The following is a 17,446-nucleotide window of genomic DNA, read 5'->3' on the forward strand; positions in this document are numbered from 1 at the left end:
TCAGTGTTCGTCTTTAACAAACATTACGGTTGCCGCTGCAATAAACATGGAAATACCGCCGAGTACAATGGCGTAAACGGCTTCACCGCCGAACAGGTCCCGGGTAAAGAAGCCCAGTATACTGGCCGCCAGTATTTGCGGGATAACGATAAAGAAGTTGAAAATGCCCATATACGTTCCCATTTTGTTGGCCGGAAGTGCGCCCGCAAGGATGGCGTAAGGCATGGATAAGATGCTTGCCCAGGCAAATCCGACGCCCACCATGGAAACCAGCAGCAGATTCGGATCTTTGATAAAATAGATTGAGATCAGCCCCAGTCCGCCGGCGACCAGTGCCAACATGTGTGTGAACTTCCGTGAAGTGCGTTTGGCGATGACCGGAAGGAGGAAAGCCACGGCGGCGGCAAATCCGTTATATACGGCGAAGCAGATGCCTACCCAGTCGGCGCCCTTGTTGAAAAGTTCGGATGTGGGATCGGTAGTGCCATAGATATGCTTGGTTACGGCGGCGGTGGTGTATATCCACATCGCGAAAAGCGCGAACCACGAAAAAAACTGGACTACCGCGAGTTGAGCCATTGTTTTCGGCATGCGGTAGAGGTCGTGCATCACCACGGCAATGCCGTTTTTAAGGTTTCCGCTGCGGATGATCAATCCCGAGATCAGCATCATCAGGCCATAAACGCCAAGGCCGGCTGAAAAAATATAAAGTTCGGGGTGGAAGCCGAAGTGGTATATAATGTACGAAAGAACCAGCCCTACACTTATCCAGAGGATGCTCCGGTTGAGGAATACGCGGCTGACCTTACCCGGTTCTGAGATTTCCTCTCCGGGGGTTTCTCCGGTGACCAATCCTTCTGCTTCAGCGTGCGCTTTCAGTTCTTCGGGAGAGTATTCCTTTGTCCGCAAAACGGTCCATAGAACGGCGGCAAAAAAGGCAAATGCTCCCAGGTAGAAGGAGTATTGCACGGAAGGTGGTATTTTGCCTTCGGGCGCAGTATTGGCAATGCCGAACCAGTTAGTCAGGATGTAGGGCAGGGCAGAAGCCACAACAGCCCCGGTACCGATAAAGAAACTCTGCATGGCAAAGCCTTTGGTACGCTGTTCCGAGGGGAGCATGTCACCAACAAAGGCCCTGAAAGGCTCCATGGAAATGTTGATGGAAGCATCCATAATCCAGAGCATGCCGGCGGCAACCCAGAGGGTGGGGGAGTTGGGCATAATGATCAACGCAATGGATGCCAGTATGGCTCCAACCATAAAGAACGGCCGTCTTCTGCCCCAGCGGTTCCATGTATTATCGCTCAGATGGCCGATAATGGGTTGCATAATGAGTCCGGTAACCGGGGCGGCAATCCAGAGGATGGGTATTTCATCCACCTTGGCGCCCAGGGTTTCAAAAATCCGGCTTACATTGGCATTCTGCAGGGCAAATCCGAATTGTATCCCCAGAAATCCAAAACTCATATTCCATATCTGCCAGAAACTGAGGTGCGGCTTTTTACTCATAAAGACGGTTTTAAAATTTAGCGTTAAAAATACGGAAAAAACTTGCTGTACAAACTGAAATGGCCTGCCCGATAATTTTTTCATAGCCGCTGTCTTTATAAACATCAAGTTTTATTATTTTTGCAATGAAATTCCAATCGCGGAAGTAGCTTAGTCGGTAGTCTCGTCACCTATGACGAGATCTCAAGCTGAGGGTATAAATAATAACAATGCGGAAGTAGCTCAGTCGGTAGTCTCGTCACCAATGACGAGATCTCAAGCTGAGGGTATAATAATAACAATGCGGAAGTAGCTCAGTCGGTAGTCTCGTCACCAATGACGAGATCTCAAGCTGAGGGTATAAATAATAACAATGCGGAAGTAGCTCAGTCGGTAGAGCATCAGCTTCCCAAGCTGAGGGTCGCGGGTTCGAATCCCGTTTTCCGCTCAAAAAACGAGGTCAGATGGCTTCGTTTTTTTTTATAATATAGAAAGCAGAAGCTTATGCCAGGTTGCACTGCGAAAAAATAAACTGCAGGCAGTCCGTTCAATTGCTGAAATTTCATGTTTATACTCTGTCGTACTTAAAGAACGGCTTATATTTGCTGCTGAAACGGAATTATTTTTAGCATTCACGCTGGTGCAAGAGAAAGCGAAAACATCAACTGATTTCCCGGGATACTCTGTATGGCTGGTTGCAGCCATTGCGCTGGCGGTTAAACTGGCCTTGTATCCGTTTTCACAGCAGGTTGATGCCGATGCGGTCAGCCGCATCCTTACCTCCGAAGCCTGGGCCGCAGATCCCCATTGGATTGTTACGGGTGTGTGGGCTCCCTTTCATTATTACCTTAACGGCCTGGTTATAATGTTGTTCCAGAGCCGGGATGCGGCGCCCGTTCTGGTCAATATTTTGTTGTCCGCTCTGACGCTTTTTCCCCTTTATTATTTTACCCGGCGGGAATTCAGCCACAACGGGGCGGTGGCGGTCACCTTCTTTTTTGCCATCAGCCCGGTGGTTTTCCGTTACAGTTTCCTGGTGATGGCCGAAACGCCCGCGCTGTTTTTTATCGCGCTGACAATGAACCAATTGTCGCTGGCGCTCCGGAACCTGAAGTGGAAGGATTTTGTATTGGCCGGCTTCTTTCTGACCCTGGCATCCGGCTTCAGGTATGAAGCCTGGCTGCTGATTGCCCTCTTCGGCTTGCTGATACTGATTCATGGACGCCGGAAGCAGGCGCTGGTTTTTGGATTGGCCGCTTCGGTTTTCCCGTTAACCTGGATGATACAGAATTACCTTGCAACCGGCGATGCCATGTACAGCATTTCAGCCAACAGCCGGTGGACGCTTGATGTAATGGGCACCAACAAACAGGTTGATTTTGAAGCGATGTTACGCAGAATCTGGTTTTTCCCCTTCTCCTGGCTGATTGCATTTGGCCCGCCGCTTGCCTGGATCGTGGCGCGTCAAATGATCAGGATGCCGGGCAGGGAGAATTTCAACCGCCACGAAGCCCGTTGGATGTTACCTTTTGCCATTTTTCTGCTGGTAATGATCTACAATTCGGTAAGCGGGAAACTGTTGCTTCATCAACGGTTTTCCATGACCCCCGTGTTGCTTTCCATACCGTTTGCAGCCCCCTGGTTCTCAGTGCTGAACCGCAGCAAAATCAGAAAAATGTTTCTGTTCGGCCTGATAACCATTGCCCTGTCGATGCTGTACACCATAGGAGGCGTAAAGCCCCTGCCAAGACTGAAAGACCAGCGGATCGTTCAGTTTTCACGAAATTTAATCCCTGCGCTTTCGCCTGACGATTTGCTGGTGGTTGACTTTGCCGGATGGGAGAATACTTTTTATCTCGGACTGCAGTCGGGAAAAGGCCGTGATCAGTTAATCCTGCTGGAGGGCTGCTCCCCTGAAGCGATTCCGCAGCAGCGTATCCGCGAAATGATTGAGGACCGAAGGCATATTGTCTTTCTGATCAATAACGGCTCATCTTTAAGCGGGTTAATGCCTGAGCTCACCCCCTCCGGTGCCGACACCTTGTTGCAGGATCCGGATATCCGCTTAACGTTGATCCGCCCTGATATTTAAATTGAGAGTTCAGTATTTTTATGCTTCAGGCAATGCCTGAATAATATTCTGACCTGTTCATCGTTATTGAGGAAAAGTAAATATGTTGCAGCCATTTCCGTAACCGGATGCTATGACTGTTTTACATACTGTGCCACTCAATTCCGTTTCCGGATGAAAAAGTCATTTCTACTGTTTCCACTGGCATTCGCACTTATATTTGCCTATCTGTTTCACAGGCAGCAAGCCGGGGTAAATATTTTGATATTCAATGCATTGCTGATAAGCCTGCTGATCCGGACCAGGCGTCTGAGTCCGGGTAACCGGTTTCATTTAATTTTCCTGGCCGGCGCAGGCATCAGCAGCATCATGGTGGCGGTTTACGGAGATGGGGTGGCGCTGGCAGGCAATATTCTTTCATTGATGGTGCTTTGTGCAGTGGCTGCATATCCCGCGATGGTGGTGCCGCTAAATGCGATGATTGCACTGCCTTCGGCAATGCTGACAGGGCCCCGGGAATGGCTCAGGGCCATCACTGCTGAACCCGGTGGTAAATCCGGCACAGGCCGGGTATTCAGGAAAGGGGCCATGTGGCTGTTACCCCTGATTGTCTTTGCGCTGTTTATGCTGATTTACTCCGCTGCAAGCCCGTTTTTCAACAAGTTTACCGGTAACTTTCTTCAGGGATTCAGTGACCTGATGCAAAAAATCTTTCGCTGGATTTCACCTGGTTTTTTCTGGTTAACGATAGTGGGATTTGCTTTATACCTGTTCTACTTCTTTGGAACCTTCAATAATATTTTCAGGATTTTCAGGGAAGAAGAAACCGACCGGCTTATCCGCAGGCGCAAACCATTTTCCGGCGGTTTCAATGCATTGAAAAATGAATACCGCTCAGGCATTATCCTTCTGATATTGCTCAACCTGGCGCTGGCGCTGATGAACGTGCTTGATATCCGGCATGTCTGGTTGTTTTTTGAATGGGACGGAGGTTACCTGAAGCAATTTGTACACGAAGGCACCTGGCTGCTGATCGTATCCATACTGATCTCCATTGTCATTGTAGTATGGTTATTCAGGGGCAACCTGAACTTCTATTCCAAAAACCGGTTGTTGCTCGTGCTTTCCCGTATCTGGCTGTATCAGAATATAATACTTGCAATTTCGGTAGCTGTCAGGAATTTCTGGTACATTCATTATTTCAACCTGGCCTTTAAGCGGATCTGGGTGTTTGCGTTCCTGATTCTCGTCGTCTTCGGCATTATTACGGTATTGTTGAAGCTCAGATATAAAAAAACGCTGCAGTATCTGCTGGTGCAAAACAGCCTGATGGCCTACGCGGTAATTATCTTTACCGGATTGTTCAATTGGGATATGGTGATTGCCCGGCACAATGTGAAACATGCCGGAAAGGCATTTTTCCATACGGATTTCATGATGCACCTAGACAGCAGTACGTTGCCGGTGCTCAGACTCGATGCGGAAACCCTCAGTCAGATTGATTCGGTAAACCGCATCAATTTTCCTGATCATCATTACTATACTTCTATGGACTATTATTCCGGGCACATCGGTCAGCGCTCCCGGAATTTCCTGCAGGGTTATCCGAAGCTGCAATGGCAATCACTGACGGTTTCGGATGCCATTACCTATCGCAGGTTGCAATGACCTTATTTTTTTCCATAGGTCTTTTCAGGAGTCTGCAAACCCGGATCCGGATGAAAAATACCGAAAACCTTTATTCTTCCCGGAACGGCATATTGCTGTAATATTTGGACCGAAAAATAATTAAGTTGCAGGATGCAGGGGGTGCATGTCGTAAAAGCGTTGAGTTACTTCGACAGATTTTTACCGAACCAGCATGTTATAAGTGCATAGTCAATGCTTCCGCTGCAGATTAAATATCAGCAATACCTTAATTAACCTGACTTTATCAATTACCCAGTAACTGCCGGTATATCCTGAAGTTTTCATTGTCAAAGCAGACGAAAATTACTTTTATCCGGGCAGGATTGGTACTGATGAAATCCTGAACGGCACCGATGGCAATTTCGGCGGCGCGCTGTCTGGGAAAGCCGTAAATACCAGTACTGATATTCGGGAAAGCAATGGTGAAGCATTGATTTTCTAAACCCAGTTTCAGGCTTTGAGTGTAACAGGCGTACAGCAGGGCTTCTTCGTTGTGGTTACCACCCCGCCACACAGGTCCTACGGTGTGGATAACGCAGCGTGCGGGCAGGTTAAATCCCGGCGTAATCCTGGCTTCTCCGGTAGGGCAGCCCCCGATGGCGCGGCAGGCATCGAGCAGTTTTGGTCCCGCAGCCCGGTGAATGGCACCATCCACCCCGCCACCGCCCAGCAGACTGGTGTTGGCTGCATTTACAATGGCGTCAACCTGCAACGCGGTAATATCGCCTGTTATCAGGCTGATGGCTTCATTCTCCATTTCAGGTTGTTTTGATTGTTTAAAAATTCCGATAATTCGTTATCAGGCTTTTCGCACGATCAGCTGTGCATTTTCGTATTTCACGACGCGGATCGCTTCGCCTTTCTCAATGAAACCTGCTTCGGCCACGGCATCGAATATCTGTCCTTCAATGTCTATTTTACCGGCCGGTCTGAGCATGGTAAAGGCGGTGCCTGTTTTGCCTTTCATTTCCATATAATGCGCATCTGCCGAAACGTAACCTTCGGTGGTCTGCTGGGTAGAGAGCAGTGCCAGATCGCCGAACATGGTGTGCCCGCCGAAAAGCTTCCGGGTAAGAAAGAAGGACCCGATCAGGGAGAAGAATGACGCGATGATCACGATGAAAAATGCCTGGATAACTCCGTTCAGCCTCACTCCGGTAAAGTCAAAACCGATGTTGTCGATCATACTCAGGGTGAGGCCGGTTACCATAAGGATAATACCCGAAATTCCGGCAACGCCGAAACCGGGTATGGCAAACAACTCTACCATCAAAAGTATCAGTCCGATAATGAAAACAAGGATCTCCCAGTGGGCGGCCAGCCCTTCGATATATAGCGGTGCGAAGTAAAGCATTGCTGCCGTGGCTGCAGCTGCCAGCGGGAATCCGATGCCCGGTGTTTGCAGCTCAAAATAGATTCCTCCGATGATGATCATAATCAGTAGCCCGCTGATCATGGGTTTTGTAAGGAAGCCTATGATTTTGTCGGTAGCGGACAATTGTTGTTCCACCACTTTAAAATCCTGTTTGCCGGTTATTTTCAGAATTTCCTCAATGCTTTCGGCCTGGGCGTTACAGAATTTATAGCGGATGGCTTCAGTGGTTGTAAAGGTAATGACCTGGCCGGTATCTGTAACGCCTTCGATGTATACCCTTGGATCAACCATACCCTGGGCGATGTCTGGGTCGCGTCCGGTCGCCTCGGCAGTTGAACGCATGGTTGAACGCATGTATGACTGATACTTGTCCGGCATAGGTTTGCCGGTCTGGTCTACAACGGTGGCAGCACCTATGTTGGCGCCTGAGCGCATGTAAATGCTGTCGCAGGCGATCGAAATCAGGGCCCCAGCCGATGCGGCATTGTTGTCGATAAAGACCCAGACCGGGATTTTCGACTGAAGAATGGCGGTTCTGATGCTGTCTGCCGTTTCAACCATCCCCCCGTAGGTGTTCATGTGTATCAGGATGATATCGGCATTCAGCTCTTTTGCCTCTCGAAATGCTTTTTTTGTATTATGCCACACCGGCGGGGCAATCTCCTGCTTGATGTCGAATTTATAAATCAATCCGGATGGATTGCTGTTATCATTCAGGTTCTGGGCGCTCAATCCTGTCAGATTCAGCAGGAATAATGCCAGCATGATTATATTCAAAGATTTCTTTATCATTTCAGTGAGGCGTTGTTATTTAATGCGAAGATAATAGCAAATTGGTGAATATCAGGTGTTTTTTCAGCAAATGATTTTCAATTCAGATGTGACCGAAATATTTCCCGATTACCTTTTTCATTTCAGGATGCGCATGTGGATTGCCGGCAATCAGTTCCCTGCCGAAGAGGTGGTTGCTGCCACCGGTGAAATCGGTAACCACGCCCCCGGCCATCTCTACAATAAAACTGCCTGCAGCTACATCCCACGAATTAAGTCCGTATTCATAGAAGCCTTCGAACCTGCCGCAGGCAACATAAGCCAGATCCGCAGCTGCTGAGCCTAACCGGCGCAAACCGGCTGTATGTTTCATGAAGTGCTTGAAGACCGTTACATAATCATCAAGCCGGCCGTAATCATAATAAGGGAATCCTGTGGCCAGCAGGCTGTTGTCGAAGTCTTTTACCGGAGAAACACTGATTTCTTTGCCGTTGAGCATGGCTTTGCCACCTTTCCAGGCATAAAAACACTCCTCCAGGTTGATTTCATAAACCACTCCCACCACTACTGTATCGCCTTCCATCAGCGCGATGCTGACGCAGAAGACGGGGACTTTATGAATAAAATTGGTGGTTCCGTCGAGCGGATCAATCACCCATCTGAACAACTGCTGATCATGGCCGGCGGTGTTTTCTTCGGTAATAAATCCCGAACCGGGCAGCAGGTCTTTAAGGCGGTTTACAATCAGCTCTTCTGCCGATTTATCTACATAAGTCACATAATTGTGATGTCCTTTCTGCTCGATTTCAGTATGAGTTATATTGTTAAGCTGTTGCAAAATGTAATTCCCGGCTTCCCGGGCAATATTGCAAACTCCATTGCAAAGTATTTGATAATCTGGTGTTTCCATTATTAATGATTGGGTTTTACCATGTACATGCCATCCTTGTCCGGTTCGAGCAGGATGACACTTTCAATCTGATTAACTGAATTCTTATCAAATGGTTTCTTGCAATGGATGTAATTTCCGGTAAAACCGTTCATAAATCCCTTATGCATACTTGATTCCCACAGGACCAACTGATGGCTGCCCCTGTTTTCGTTGTAAAACAGTTCCTTTTTTCTTTCTGAAAGTTGATGAAGCAGCCGGCTGCGCTCCTGTTTGATGGCGTCAGGAACCTGTTCTGCCAGTAATGCGGCTTTGGTGCCCGGTCGTTTTGAGTAAGTGAATACATGCAGATACGATACCGGCAGGCTTTCAATAAAATCCACGGTTTGCCTGAAGTCCTCGTCCGTTTCACCCGGAAATCCGGTGATGACATCTGCCGCGATACAGGCATCAGGCATCATCATTATAATAGTATTAACCCTGTCTGCAAATACTTCACGCTTGTATTTCCGTTTCATCAGCTCAAGAATACGGTCAGTGCCCGATTGCAGCGGTATGTGGAAGTGGGGCATAAACCGTCGGTTTTGGGCGACCAGCGTGATGATTTCATCTTTCAGTAATTCCGGTTCCACGGACGAGATTCTGATTCTTTCTATGCCCTCAAGTTGTCCGAGTGCTTTCAGAAGCTCAGTGAAATTTTCGCCGTTCCGTCTGCCGAAATCACCGATATTGACCCCGGTAAGCACAATCTCCTTTACTTCGGAGGAAGCGATCTGCTGAGCTACCTGAAGCGTGGATGCAATGGTTGCGCTTCGACTCCGGCCACGGGCGAACGGAATGGCGCAATAGGTGCAAAAATAGTCGCAGCCATCCTGAACCTTGAAAAATGAACGGGTGCGGTCTCCAATGGAAAAGCCAGGTTCAAAGTCAGTTGGCATGGAAGGAGCCTGATTTTTTTCTTCTTTATACTTCCTCAGATCGGTAATATATTCGGGGAGCCGGTATTTGTCGCTGTTACCCAAAATGATATCCACCCCATTGATTTTATGAATTTCTTCCGGCCTGAGCTGGGCATAGCAGCCAATCACTGCAACCGAGGCTTCGGGATTTCTTCTTGCAGCCTGCCTGATAGCGGCCCTGGTCTTCTTTTCAGCATGTGAAGTAACCGTGCAGGAATGAATCACGTAATAATCGGCCTCCTCGCTGAAATTCACGATTTCGTAACCTGATGCTGTAAATTTTCCAGCAATGGCCGAAGTTTCAGCAAAATTAAGCTTGCAGCCAAAAGTCTGAAATGCAATTTTATTATTCTTCATTGCTGCAAAGATAGGCATTTGAACAGTGTGACTATCTGTTTCAGCGGCATCAGATCAGATTGTATTTCGCAATGTAAAGTGAGAATTCTGTTTTGTCATCCCTGATCTGAGGACATGTTTAATCCATCATTTTTATATATAATAATTCCGGATAAATTTTGTAACTTTGCGAATGGATATAGATTATTTCTGTATTTCTTTTGTGATTCCTCAAATCTGAATACAGAAACCGAATTGCTGTCCGTTATTTTTTATTTGAGATTTCCGGTAATGGAAAAAGTAATTGTTGATAACATCGCGGCGACGCAGGGGCTTTGGAAGGATAAGACGATATTGATAGTTGAGGATGTTGAATCGAATTATCAGTTTCTGGCTGCTACACTCCGGAAGTCCGGCGCTGAAATTCTTTGGGCAAAATCAGGCGAAGAGGCATTGAAACTGGTTTCAGGAGATGCAATAATAGATATAGTCCTGATGGATGTCCAGCTTGATGGGATGGACGGATACATGGTTACCGTTGAATTAAAAAAGATAAGGCCGGAATTGCCCGTTATTGCTCAAACTGCTTATGCAATGAAGGGAGAGAAGGAAAAAAGCAAAGCCGCCGGCTGCGACGACTACCTTTCGAAACCCATCAGGCCATCTGAATTGCTGAGAACAATCAGCAGGTATCTCTAAATAACTTTCGCGGTTTTTCCACTGAAGTGCTGAATCAATATTCCTCCTATAATCAGGATAAGGCCTGCTATTGTGGAGATAAGAATCTTTTCACCGACAAATACTGAAACAAAAATCAGTGAAAGAAAGGGGGAGAGGTATACAAGGTTGCTTACCCTTGCTGTGTTTTCGGCGTATTTCAGGGCTTTAAGCCATAGTACAAAGGTGATCCCCATTTCAAACAAACCGATATAAACAACACCGATAACACCTTTTATACCAGGCAGAACGAGGTTGTTGGTTGAAATGGCGTAAACAAGAATATAAAGAAATCCAAACGCGAAGTTCATGAAAAGTTTTTCGGTCTCTTCCCGCTTATCCTTCAGATTGAGCAGCCAATAAGATGCCCAGAAAAATGCGCTGACCAAAGCAAGTGCCACCCCGGCCGGATGAGAAAAACGAAGTGTCATGATCCTCCCTTCGATAGCAATTACAAATATTCCGGCAAAGCTTATCAACAATGCAAAGAAACTGATTAGCGAAATCTTCTGACGTAGGAATGGAATGGACAGTAACACTAAAATCATTGGCCAGATATAGTTTAATACTACTGCCTCCTGGGCCTGAAGAATGGAGTAGGCTTTCAGAAGTACGAGGTAATAGGCAAAAGGATTTAGAAATCCCATGATTGCCGACATTCCGATATTCTTTTTGCTGAGGTTGAAAATATCTCTCATTTTCCCGCTTATAGTCAGCGTCAGCGCAAGGAAAATCACGGCGATAAAGCTGGCAAAAAGCAATACCTGGACAAAGTTCAGGTAATTCAGTGTCAGCTTGAAAGCTGAACCGATGGTAGACCAGAAAAGGACTGCCATCAGTGCGAACATCATGGATTTATTGCCGGTTTTCATTTTGCAAAGTTACGGATTGGTTTGACGCGCAGCAGGTTGCCAGTATTTCTGTTTTATTGAAATTATCCTCAGCATGGGAAGTAGGTTATCATAATCGTTTTTGGAAGATATCTAGATTTAACGATTTAATTTAGTTAACTTTAGATAAAAGTCAGGGGCTTGCCAATCATTAAAAAGTATTTACTTTTGCTCCAAAATTAACCAACCAGACTTTTATGAAGAAATTAGCTGTAGTGGCCCTGGGAGGCAATGCGTTGCTCAGGAGTGACCAGAAAGGAACAATTGATGATCAGGAAACAAATGTTTACGAAACAGCAGAGCGTCTGCTAACGCTTATCCGGTCAAATTATAATTTAGTGATTACACATGGTAACGGTCCCCAGGTGGGGAACATCCTGCTTGCCAATACCGCCGGACATAAATTGTATGGTTTGCCGGATATGCCGCTGGATATTGCTGTGGCTTATTCCCAGGGATTCATTGGTTATATTATCGAACAGCAGTTACGAAATGTAATGATGGCCAATGATCTTGACAGGGACATTATTTCTATTATCACCCAGGTGTTGGTTGATAAAGACGACCCTGCATTTAAAAATCCTACCAAACCTGTTGGGCCTTATTATACAAAAGAAGAGTCTGAAAGGATTACTGATGAAACCGGCGCTAAGTTTGCAGAAGATCCGCGTGGCAGGGGCTATCGTAAAGTTGTAGCCAGCCCTAAACCCTTGGTAATCAGCAATCAAAAGTCAATCGAATCGCTTGCACGCGCCGGCCAGATTGTTATTGCTGTTGGTGGAGGCGGAATTCCTGCATTTTATGTTGAAGAAAACAAGCTGCAGGGGATAGATGCTGTTATTGACAAGGACCTGGCTTCATCCCTGCTTGCAGTCCAGATCAGGGCTGATAAGTTTTTTATTCTGACTGATGTACCCAAGGTCTGCATTAATTATAATACGCCGCAGGAGAAAGCGCTTGACCGCATGACGATTGCCGAGGCCAAACGTTATCTTGAAGAGGGTCAGTTTGCAGAAGGTAGTATGGCGCCCAAGATCAGGGCCGCAATAGCCTTTGTGGAGGGCAGTGGCAAGGATGCCATCATTACAAGCACCGATAAGCTTGGTATCGATAATGGTGGAACCAGAGTCGTAATCGTATAATTATTTTCTGAAACCATTAAAACAATCATATTATGGCATTTAATCTCAGAAACAGAAACTTCCTGAAACTTTTGGATTTTACTCCTCAGGAAATCAAGTATTTACTTCAGCTTTCGGTTGATCTTAAAAAGGCAAAATATGCCGGAACCGAACAGCAGCAGCTGAAAGGAAAGAACATTGTGCTTCTTTTCGAAAAAGATTCAACCCGCACCCGTTGTGCGTTTGAAGTTGCCGCCCTTGACCAGGGAGCGCACGTTACTTATCTCGGACCTTCAGGTTCACAAATGGGTAAGAAAGAGTCTATGAAAGATACTGCCCGCGTACTTGGACGCATGTATGACGGAATAGAGTATCGCGGTTACGGACAGCACATTGTTGAGGAACTGGGTAAATATGCCGGTGTTCCGGTTTGGAACGGATTGACCAACGAGTTTCATCCTACCCAGATCCTGGCCGATTTCCTTACCATGATGGAGCATTCCGATAAACCATTACATCAGGTTGCTTTTTGCTATCTTGGCGATGCCAGGAATAATATGGGCAACTCCCTGATGGTAGGTGCTGCCAAAATGGGTATGGATTTCAGGGCTGCAGCGCCCAAAGCCTGCTGGCCAGACGAGAAACTGGTGGCCACCTGCCGCGAAATAGCCAAAGAAACCGGAGCAAAAATCACGCTCACCGAATCGGTTGAAGAAGGGGTAAAAGGTGTGGACTTCCTTTACACCGATGTATGGGTATCTATGGGTGAACCTGCTGAAGTGTGGGCAGAGCGAATCAAACTGTTGAGCCCCTATCAGGTGAATATGGATGTTGTGAAGAAGACGGGCAATCCCACGGTGAAGTTCCTGCACTGTCTGCCTGCATTCCACAATCGCGAAACTGTTATCGGTGAGGATGTATTCCAGAAGTATGGACTGGAAGCAATGGAAGTAAGTGAAGATGTGTTCGAATCACCAATGTCGGTGGTTTTTGATGAAGCTGAAAACAGGTTACATACCATTAAAGCAGTAATGGTGGCAACCCTGGGTTGCTAAAAGCTGATCCCTGTGGATAAAATTAAAGGCGATCTCAAAGGTCGCCTTTAGTTTTTTTATAAATCCAATGTCTTCATTTGAGTTTCATGGCTGCAATCATTTCTTCAAGCTGTGCCCGCATGCCGGCATTTACCTTGTCAAATTGTGATTTTTCAGGTAATAGACCCTTTACTCCAAAGTAAAACTTGATTTTTGGCTCAGTACCTGAAGGACGCACCGTAATTTTGCTGCCTCCCTTCAGGAAAAACTGAAGAACATCTGATTTGGGGAGATCAATGGGTTTTTCATCTCCGGTAATACGGTTGAACTCTTTCTGAAGTTTGTAATCTTTGATTATCTCTACGGGAATGCCGTTGATTTCACGGGGTGGCGAATTCCGGTATCCATCCATCATTGCCTGAATCTCTTCCGCCCCTGATTTACCTTTTTTAGTGATTGAAATCAGATCTTCGAGGTAGAATCCGTACTCCTGATATATATTGATAAGCATTTCATACATCGACATACCCATATTCCTCGCCCATGCAGCTGTTTCTGCAAGCAGGGCACAGGCGGCAACCGCATCTTTATCACGAACAAAATCACCGACAAGGTAACCGTAACTTTCCTCTCCGCCTCCGATAAACTTTTTCTGACCTTCAAACCTGCGGATGATTTCAGCGATGTATTTGAAACCGGTAAGTACATCGTACGATTCAACTCCGTGGCTGATTGCAATGTCTTTTAGCAGTTCGGATGTTACGATGGTCTTCGCGATAAACTCTTTTCCGGTAAGTTTTCCTTTGATCTTCCACTGGCGGATCAGGTAATAAATCAGCAGAGATGCGGATTGATTTCCATTCAGAAGTATGTAGTTGTCATTGTTATCTTTTACTCCGACACCGACGCGGTCACCGTCAGGATCCGTGGCAAGAATCAGGTCAGCATTTACTTTTTTAGCCAGTTTCAATGCAAGCTCGAGTGCGGCTTTTTCTTCAGGATTCGGGGATACAACTGTTGGAAAATTTCCGTCAGGCGTAAGCTGTTCCTTTACCGTTTGAATGTTTGTAAAACCAAATGCTTTCAATGCTTCCGGAACAAGCTTATAACCTGTTCCATGTATCGGCGTGTAAACGATTTTCATATCGCTTTGCCGTTTGATTACGTCGGGTGAAATTGATAAGGAAACAAGCGTGCTGATGTATTCCTTGTCAATGTCTTCGCCAATGCTAACAATATTTTCAGGATGGCCTGAAAATTTTATATCCCCGACTGACTCAATCTTTTGCACTTCGGCAATCACATTCTTATCATGAGGAGGTACCAGTTGTCCGCCATCACTCCAGTAGACTTTATAACCGTTATATTCTTTAGGGTTGTGCGAGGCCGTAACAACAATGCCTGTATGGCACTTAAGATAACGGACGGCAAATGAAAGCTCGGGCGTGGGCCGGAGTGAATCAAAAAGAAATACTTTTATACCATTGGCTGCCAACACTTCCGCTGAAATTCCGGCAAAAAGTCCGCTGTTGTTACGCGAGTCATACGCTATGGCTGCCCTGATTTCACTTTCATGTATCAATGCCGTTTTCAGGTAATTGGCCAGGCCCTGGGTTGCAGCACCAACCGTGTATTTGTTCATGCGGTTGGTTCCTACGCCCATGATACCGCGTAAACCGCCGGTACCAAACTCAAGATCACGGTAAAAACATTCAACAAGCTCGGCCGGATCATTGTCCATCATCTCCTTTACCGCTTTTCTGGTATCGGGGTCGTAATTTTCTTTAAGCCAGACTTTTGCTTTTTCGATAATCTTCGGGTCTACTTCCTTTATTGTCATAATATGTCAGATTTTTCAGTGCTTTAATCAGTTTGCTCTAACCTGATTTCTCTATAAATTGTTCAATACTTTCCGGTAACCCTCAATGACTCCCGGAGCGTTAAAGGTAATAATTATTCCCATTCTTTTACCTGAAATTTTCAGCTTCGATTGCAATGAATGCAGTTGCAGCAGTGAAATCTCCCGTTCCGACTGGATTTCTACAATCGCTTGATTTTCAACAAGTATATCAACAATTATTTCTTTACTTGTTTTGATGTCCTTGTAGTAAACGGGAAACGCAACATCCCGTTTGAACAACAGGCCTTTCAATCTGAGTTCATGAAGGAAACAGGTATGATAAATCTGAACATCAAGCCCCTGACCGAGTTCGGAGTAGACTTCTGATGCTGCTTCAAATATCCGGGTATGCAGTTTGTTGAGTTCAGCCCTGTTCATTCAGCAAAGCTAGGCATTTTTTAAGGCTTTCGTACCACCAGGGGACAGCGCAGTGCGTGATTGCGGCATATTTGCTTTTGTCAAGCACACTATAATAGGGACGGGGAGCAGGCAGGGGGTATCCGGCGGTATCGGTCGGGACAACTTTGCATTGAATTCCGGAGAGTTCTATTATGGTCCTGGCAAAATCATACCAACTGCAGACCCCTTCATTGGAGAAATGGTAAATGCCGCCATCTGCATTTTTGTCGATTAGGTTAAGTATGGCATTTGCCAGATCGTGCGCCCAGGTAGGTGATCCGATCTGGTCAGCGACAACTTTCAGCAATCCCTTTTCCTTGCCAACCCGGAGAATGGTTTTTACAAAATTCTGACCATGAGCTGAATAAAGCCATGACGTTCTTATAATGATGGAACCGGGTGCAGCCTTCATTACATTGTTTTCACCCAGGGCCTTGCTTTTAGCGTATACGCCTGCAGGTTCAACCGCATCCGTCTCCAGGTAAGGTTTATAATTCCGGCCATTGAAAACATAATCGGATGAAATATGTATCATTCTTGCGCCATGGCTTGCAGCAGCCGCGGCCAGGTAACCCGGCCCGTCGGCATTTAGCCGGTACGCAGCCTCAGGCTCCGCTTCTGCTTTGTCAACGGAAGTGTATGCCGCACAATTGATGATCCGGTCGGGACGGGTCTCCTGAACAAAGCGATTAACCTGATCGTGGCTGGTTATGTCTAACTCCTGGTAATCGGTAAATATAAACTCGTGTTCAGGCAGGTTCGCAGCCATCAACTGCAACTCATTGCCCAACTGTCCTTTGCTCCCGGTAACCAGTATCTTCATTTAATTCTTATTTGATAATGGTTTTGAAATATTCTATCGTATGCTTTAACCCTTCGTCAAGCTGAATTTTTGGCTCCCAGTTCAGTTTTTGGCGGGCAAGGGTGATGTCGGGCTGTCGCTGGAGCGGATCGTCGCTGGGCAGAGGCCGGGTGATAATTTTTGATTTTGACCCGGTGAGATGTATTACTTTCTCTGCCAGCTCCCGTATGGTAAATTCATTAGGATTCCCGACATTCACCGGCCCGGTAAATTCATCGCCGGTGTTCATCAGCCGGATCATGCCGTCAATAAGATCTGAATAGTAGCAGAAACTTCGGGACTGTTGTCCATCTCCGTAAAGGGTTATTTCTTCTCCTTTAAGCGCCTGAACTATGAAATTGGAAACTACCCTGCCGTCGTTGGGGTGCATGCGGGGACCGTAAGTGTTGAAAATCCGCATGATTTTAATCCTGACATTGTTTTGCTTGTGATAGTTCACGAAAAGGGTCTCTGCGGCCCTTTTTCCTTCGTCGTAACAGGCACGCTCACCGATGGGATTAACATGTCCCCAGTAACTTTCGGTTTGAGGATGTATCTGCGGATCCCCATAAACTTCGCTGGTTGAGGCCTGCAGAATTTTGGCCTTAATGCGCTTAGCCAGCCCCAGCATATTGATGGCGCCCATCACGGAGGTTTTGACTGTTTTGATGGGGTTGAACTGGTAATGAATGGGTGAAGCAGGACAGGCCAGATTGTATATTTCATCCACTTCAATGTAAAAGGGCATGGTAACATCATGCCTTATCAACTCGAAATATGGATTGTTAAGCAAATGGACAACATTTGACTTTTGTCCGGTAAAATAGTTGTCGAGACAAACTACTTCGTTGCCTTCGTTCAGCAACCTTTCGCACAAATGTGACCCCAGGAATCCGGCGCCGCCTGTTACCAGGATTTTCTTTCTCATCTGATGGATTTTTTTGCCTGACTAAGAATCTTTAAAGC

General features: G+C 46.4%; 15 protein-coding genes and 1 tRNA gene. 6 read left to right on the plus strand and 10 right to left on the minus strand.

Going from position 1 to position 17,446, the window contains the following annotated elements; genetic code table 11:
* Positions 1-1,509, minus strand: a complete 1,509-nt coding sequence (locus tag TBC1_RS12570) for an MFS transporter (RefSeq protein WP_062045547.1) — start codon at positions 1,507-1,509, stop codon at positions 1-3.
* Between the two features lie 354 nt (positions 1,510-1,863).
* Here TBC1_RS12570 and TBC1_RS12575 point away from each other — a divergent pair.
* From TBC1_RS12575 to TBC1_RS12585, 3 genes are all read left to right on the plus strand, one after another.
* Positions 1,864-1,936: transfer RNA gene (locus TBC1_RS12575), tRNA-Gly, on the plus strand.
* 192 nt (positions 1,937-2,128) lie between these two features.
* On the plus strand, positions 2,129-3,580 hold the full coding sequence (locus TBC1_RS12580) for an ArnT family glycosyltransferase (RefSeq protein ID WP_062043456.1): 1,452 nt from the start codon (positions 2,129-2,131) through the stop codon (positions 3,578-3,580).
* A 153-nt stretch (positions 3,581-3,733) separates the two neighbouring features.
* The gene (locus tag TBC1_RS12585) at positions 3,734-5,227 is read left to right on the plus strand and encodes a DUF4153 domain-containing protein (protein WP_137305708.1); all 1,494 of its coding nucleotides are present in this window, start codon (positions 3,734-3,736) and stop codon (positions 5,225-5,227) included.
* Between the two features lie 265 nt (positions 5,228-5,492).
* Here TBC1_RS12585 and TBC1_RS12590 read toward each other — a convergent pair whose 3' ends face one another.
* The 4 genes from TBC1_RS12590 to mtaB all read right to left on the minus strand — a co-directional run bounded on the left by TBC1_RS12590 (position 5,493) and on the right by mtaB (position 9,599).
* Entirely contained in the window at positions 5,493-6,005 is a 513-nt protein-coding gene (locus TBC1_RS12590; protein ID WP_062043461.1) for an O-acetyl-ADP-ribose deacetylase, read from the minus strand.
* Positions 6,006-6,047: 42 nt separating this feature from the next.
* Positions 6,048-7,412, minus strand: a complete 1,365-nt coding sequence (locus TBC1_RS12595; protein ID WP_082189694.1) for an NfeD family protein — start codon at positions 7,410-7,412, stop codon at positions 6,048-6,050.
* An 85-nt stretch (positions 7,413-7,497) separates the two neighbouring features.
* Complete coding sequence (locus TBC1_RS12600) at positions 7,498-8,304, minus strand: inositol monophosphatase family protein (RefSeq protein WP_062043464.1); 807 nt, start codon at positions 8,302-8,304, stop codon at positions 7,498-7,500.
* 2 nt (positions 8,305-8,306) lie between these two features.
* Positions 8,307-9,599: a tRNA (N(6)-L-threonylcarbamoyladenosine(37)-C(2))-methylthiotransferase MtaB gene (mtaB, locus tag TBC1_RS12605; protein ID WP_062045551.1), complete on the minus strand. Its 1,293-nt coding sequence runs from the start codon at positions 9,597-9,599 to the stop codon at positions 8,307-8,309.
* A gap of 270 nt (positions 9,600-9,869) precedes the next feature.
* Between mtaB and TBC1_RS12610 the strand changes: the two genes are divergently transcribed.
* Positions 9,870-10,277: a response regulator gene (locus TBC1_RS12610; RefSeq protein WP_062045553.1), complete on the plus strand. Its 408-nt coding sequence runs from the start codon at positions 9,870-9,872 to the stop codon at positions 10,275-10,277.
* Here the strand turns inward: TBC1_RS12610 and TBC1_RS12615 are convergent.
* Positions 10,274-11,167 (minus strand): DMT family transporter, encoded by an 894-nt coding sequence (locus TBC1_RS12615; protein WP_062043468.1) that lies wholly within the window; start codon positions 11,165-11,167, stop codon positions 10,274-10,276. The two genes, TBC1_RS12610 and TBC1_RS12615, sit on opposite strands and share 4 nt — an antisense overlap.
* A 215-nt stretch (positions 11,168-11,382) precedes the next feature.
* Here TBC1_RS12615 and arcC point away from each other — a divergent pair, with 215 nt between their 5' ends.
* Positions 11,383-12,327 (plus strand): carbamate kinase, encoded by a 945-nt coding sequence (arcC, locus tag TBC1_RS12620; protein ID WP_062043471.1) that lies wholly within the window; start codon positions 11,383-11,385, stop codon positions 12,325-12,327.
* Positions 12,328-12,359: 32 nt separating this feature from the next.
* Entirely contained in the window at positions 12,360-13,361 is a 1,002-nt protein-coding gene (locus TBC1_RS12625; protein ID WP_062043474.1) for an ornithine carbamoyltransferase, read from the plus strand.
* A gap of 73 nt (positions 13,362-13,434) precedes the next feature.
* Here TBC1_RS12625 and TBC1_RS12630 read toward each other — a convergent pair whose 3' ends face one another.
* Genes TBC1_RS12630 through TBC1_RS12645 form a run of 4 tightly spaced genes read right to left on the minus strand, consistent with a single transcriptional unit; the run spans position 13,435 to position 17,408 of the window.
* Positions 13,435-15,180, minus strand: a complete 1,746-nt coding sequence (locus tag TBC1_RS12630) for a phospho-sugar mutase (protein WP_062043477.1) — start codon at positions 15,178-15,180, stop codon at positions 13,435-13,437.
* A 51-nt stretch (positions 15,181-15,231) separates the two neighbouring features.
* Complete coding sequence (locus TBC1_RS12635) at positions 15,232-15,618, minus strand: GxxExxY protein (protein ID WP_062043480.1); 387 nt, start codon at positions 15,616-15,618, stop codon at positions 15,232-15,234.
* The gene (gene rfbD, locus TBC1_RS12640; protein ID WP_062043483.1) at positions 15,605-16,462 is read right to left on the minus strand and encodes a dTDP-4-dehydrorhamnose reductase; all 858 of its coding nucleotides are present in this window, start codon (positions 16,460-16,462) and stop codon (positions 15,605-15,607) included. Before rfbD ends, TBC1_RS12635 begins: the two co-directional genes overlap by 14 nt.
* 7 nt (positions 16,463-16,469) lie before the next feature.
* Positions 16,470-17,408: a UDP-glucuronic acid decarboxylase family protein gene (locus tag TBC1_RS12645; protein WP_062043486.1), complete on the minus strand. Its 939-nt coding sequence runs from the start codon at positions 17,406-17,408 to the stop codon at positions 16,470-16,472.
* Positions 17,409-17,446: the final 38 nt, after the last annotated feature.

It is taken from the genome of Lentimicrobium saccharophilum, from assembly GCF_001192835.1.
GTDB classification, from domain to species: domain Bacteria; phylum Bacteroidota; class Bacteroidia; order Bacteroidales; family Lentimicrobiaceae; genus Lentimicrobium; species Lentimicrobium saccharophilum.

Coding starts and splice junctions, on each gene's coding strand:
- TBC1_RS12570 (WP_062045547.1), bottom strand. CDS start 1,509: ATGAGTAAAAAGCCGCACCTCAGTTTCTGGCAGATATGGAATATGAGT.
- TBC1_RS12585 (WP_137305708.1), top strand. CDS start 3,734: ATGAAAAAGTCATTTCTACTGTTTCCACTGGCATTCGCACTTATATTT.
- TBC1_RS12590 (WP_062043461.1), bottom strand. CDS start 6,005: ATGGAGAATGAAGCCATCAGCCTGATAACAGGCGATATTACCGCGTTG.
- TBC1_RS12600 (WP_062043464.1), bottom strand. CDS start 8,304: ATGGAAACACCAGATTATCAAATACTTTGCAATGGAGTTTGCAATATT.
- mtaB (WP_062045551.1), bottom strand. CDS start 9,599: ATGAAGAATAATAAAATTGCATTTCAGACTTTTGGCTGCAAGCTTAAT.
- TBC1_RS12610 (WP_062045553.1), top strand. CDS start 9,870: ATGGAAAAAGTAATTGTTGATAACATCGCGGCGACGCAGGGGCTTTGG.
- TBC1_RS12615 (WP_062043468.1), bottom strand. CDS start 11,167: ATGAAAACCGGCAATAAATCCATGATGTTCGCACTGATGGCAGTCCTT.
- arcC (WP_062043471.1), top strand. CDS start 11,383: ATGAAGAAATTAGCTGTAGTGGCCCTGGGAGGCAATGCGTTGCTCAGG.
- TBC1_RS12625 (WP_062043474.1), top strand. CDS start 12,360: ATGGCATTTAATCTCAGAAACAGAAACTTCCTGAAACTTTTGGATTTT.
- TBC1_RS12630 (WP_062043477.1), bottom strand. CDS start 15,180: ATGACAATAAAGGAAGTAGACCCGAAGATTATCGAAAAAGCAAAAGTC.
- TBC1_RS12635 (WP_062043480.1), bottom strand. CDS start 15,618: ATGAACAGGGCTGAACTCAACAAACTGCATACCCGGATATTTGAAGCA.
- rfbD (WP_062043483.1), bottom strand. CDS start 16,462: ATGAAGATACTGGTTACCGGGAGCAAAGGACAGTTGGGCAATGAGTTG.
- TBC1_RS12645 (WP_062043486.1), bottom strand. CDS start 17,408: ATGAGAAAGAAAATCCTGGTAACAGGCGGCGCCGGATTCCTGGGGTCA.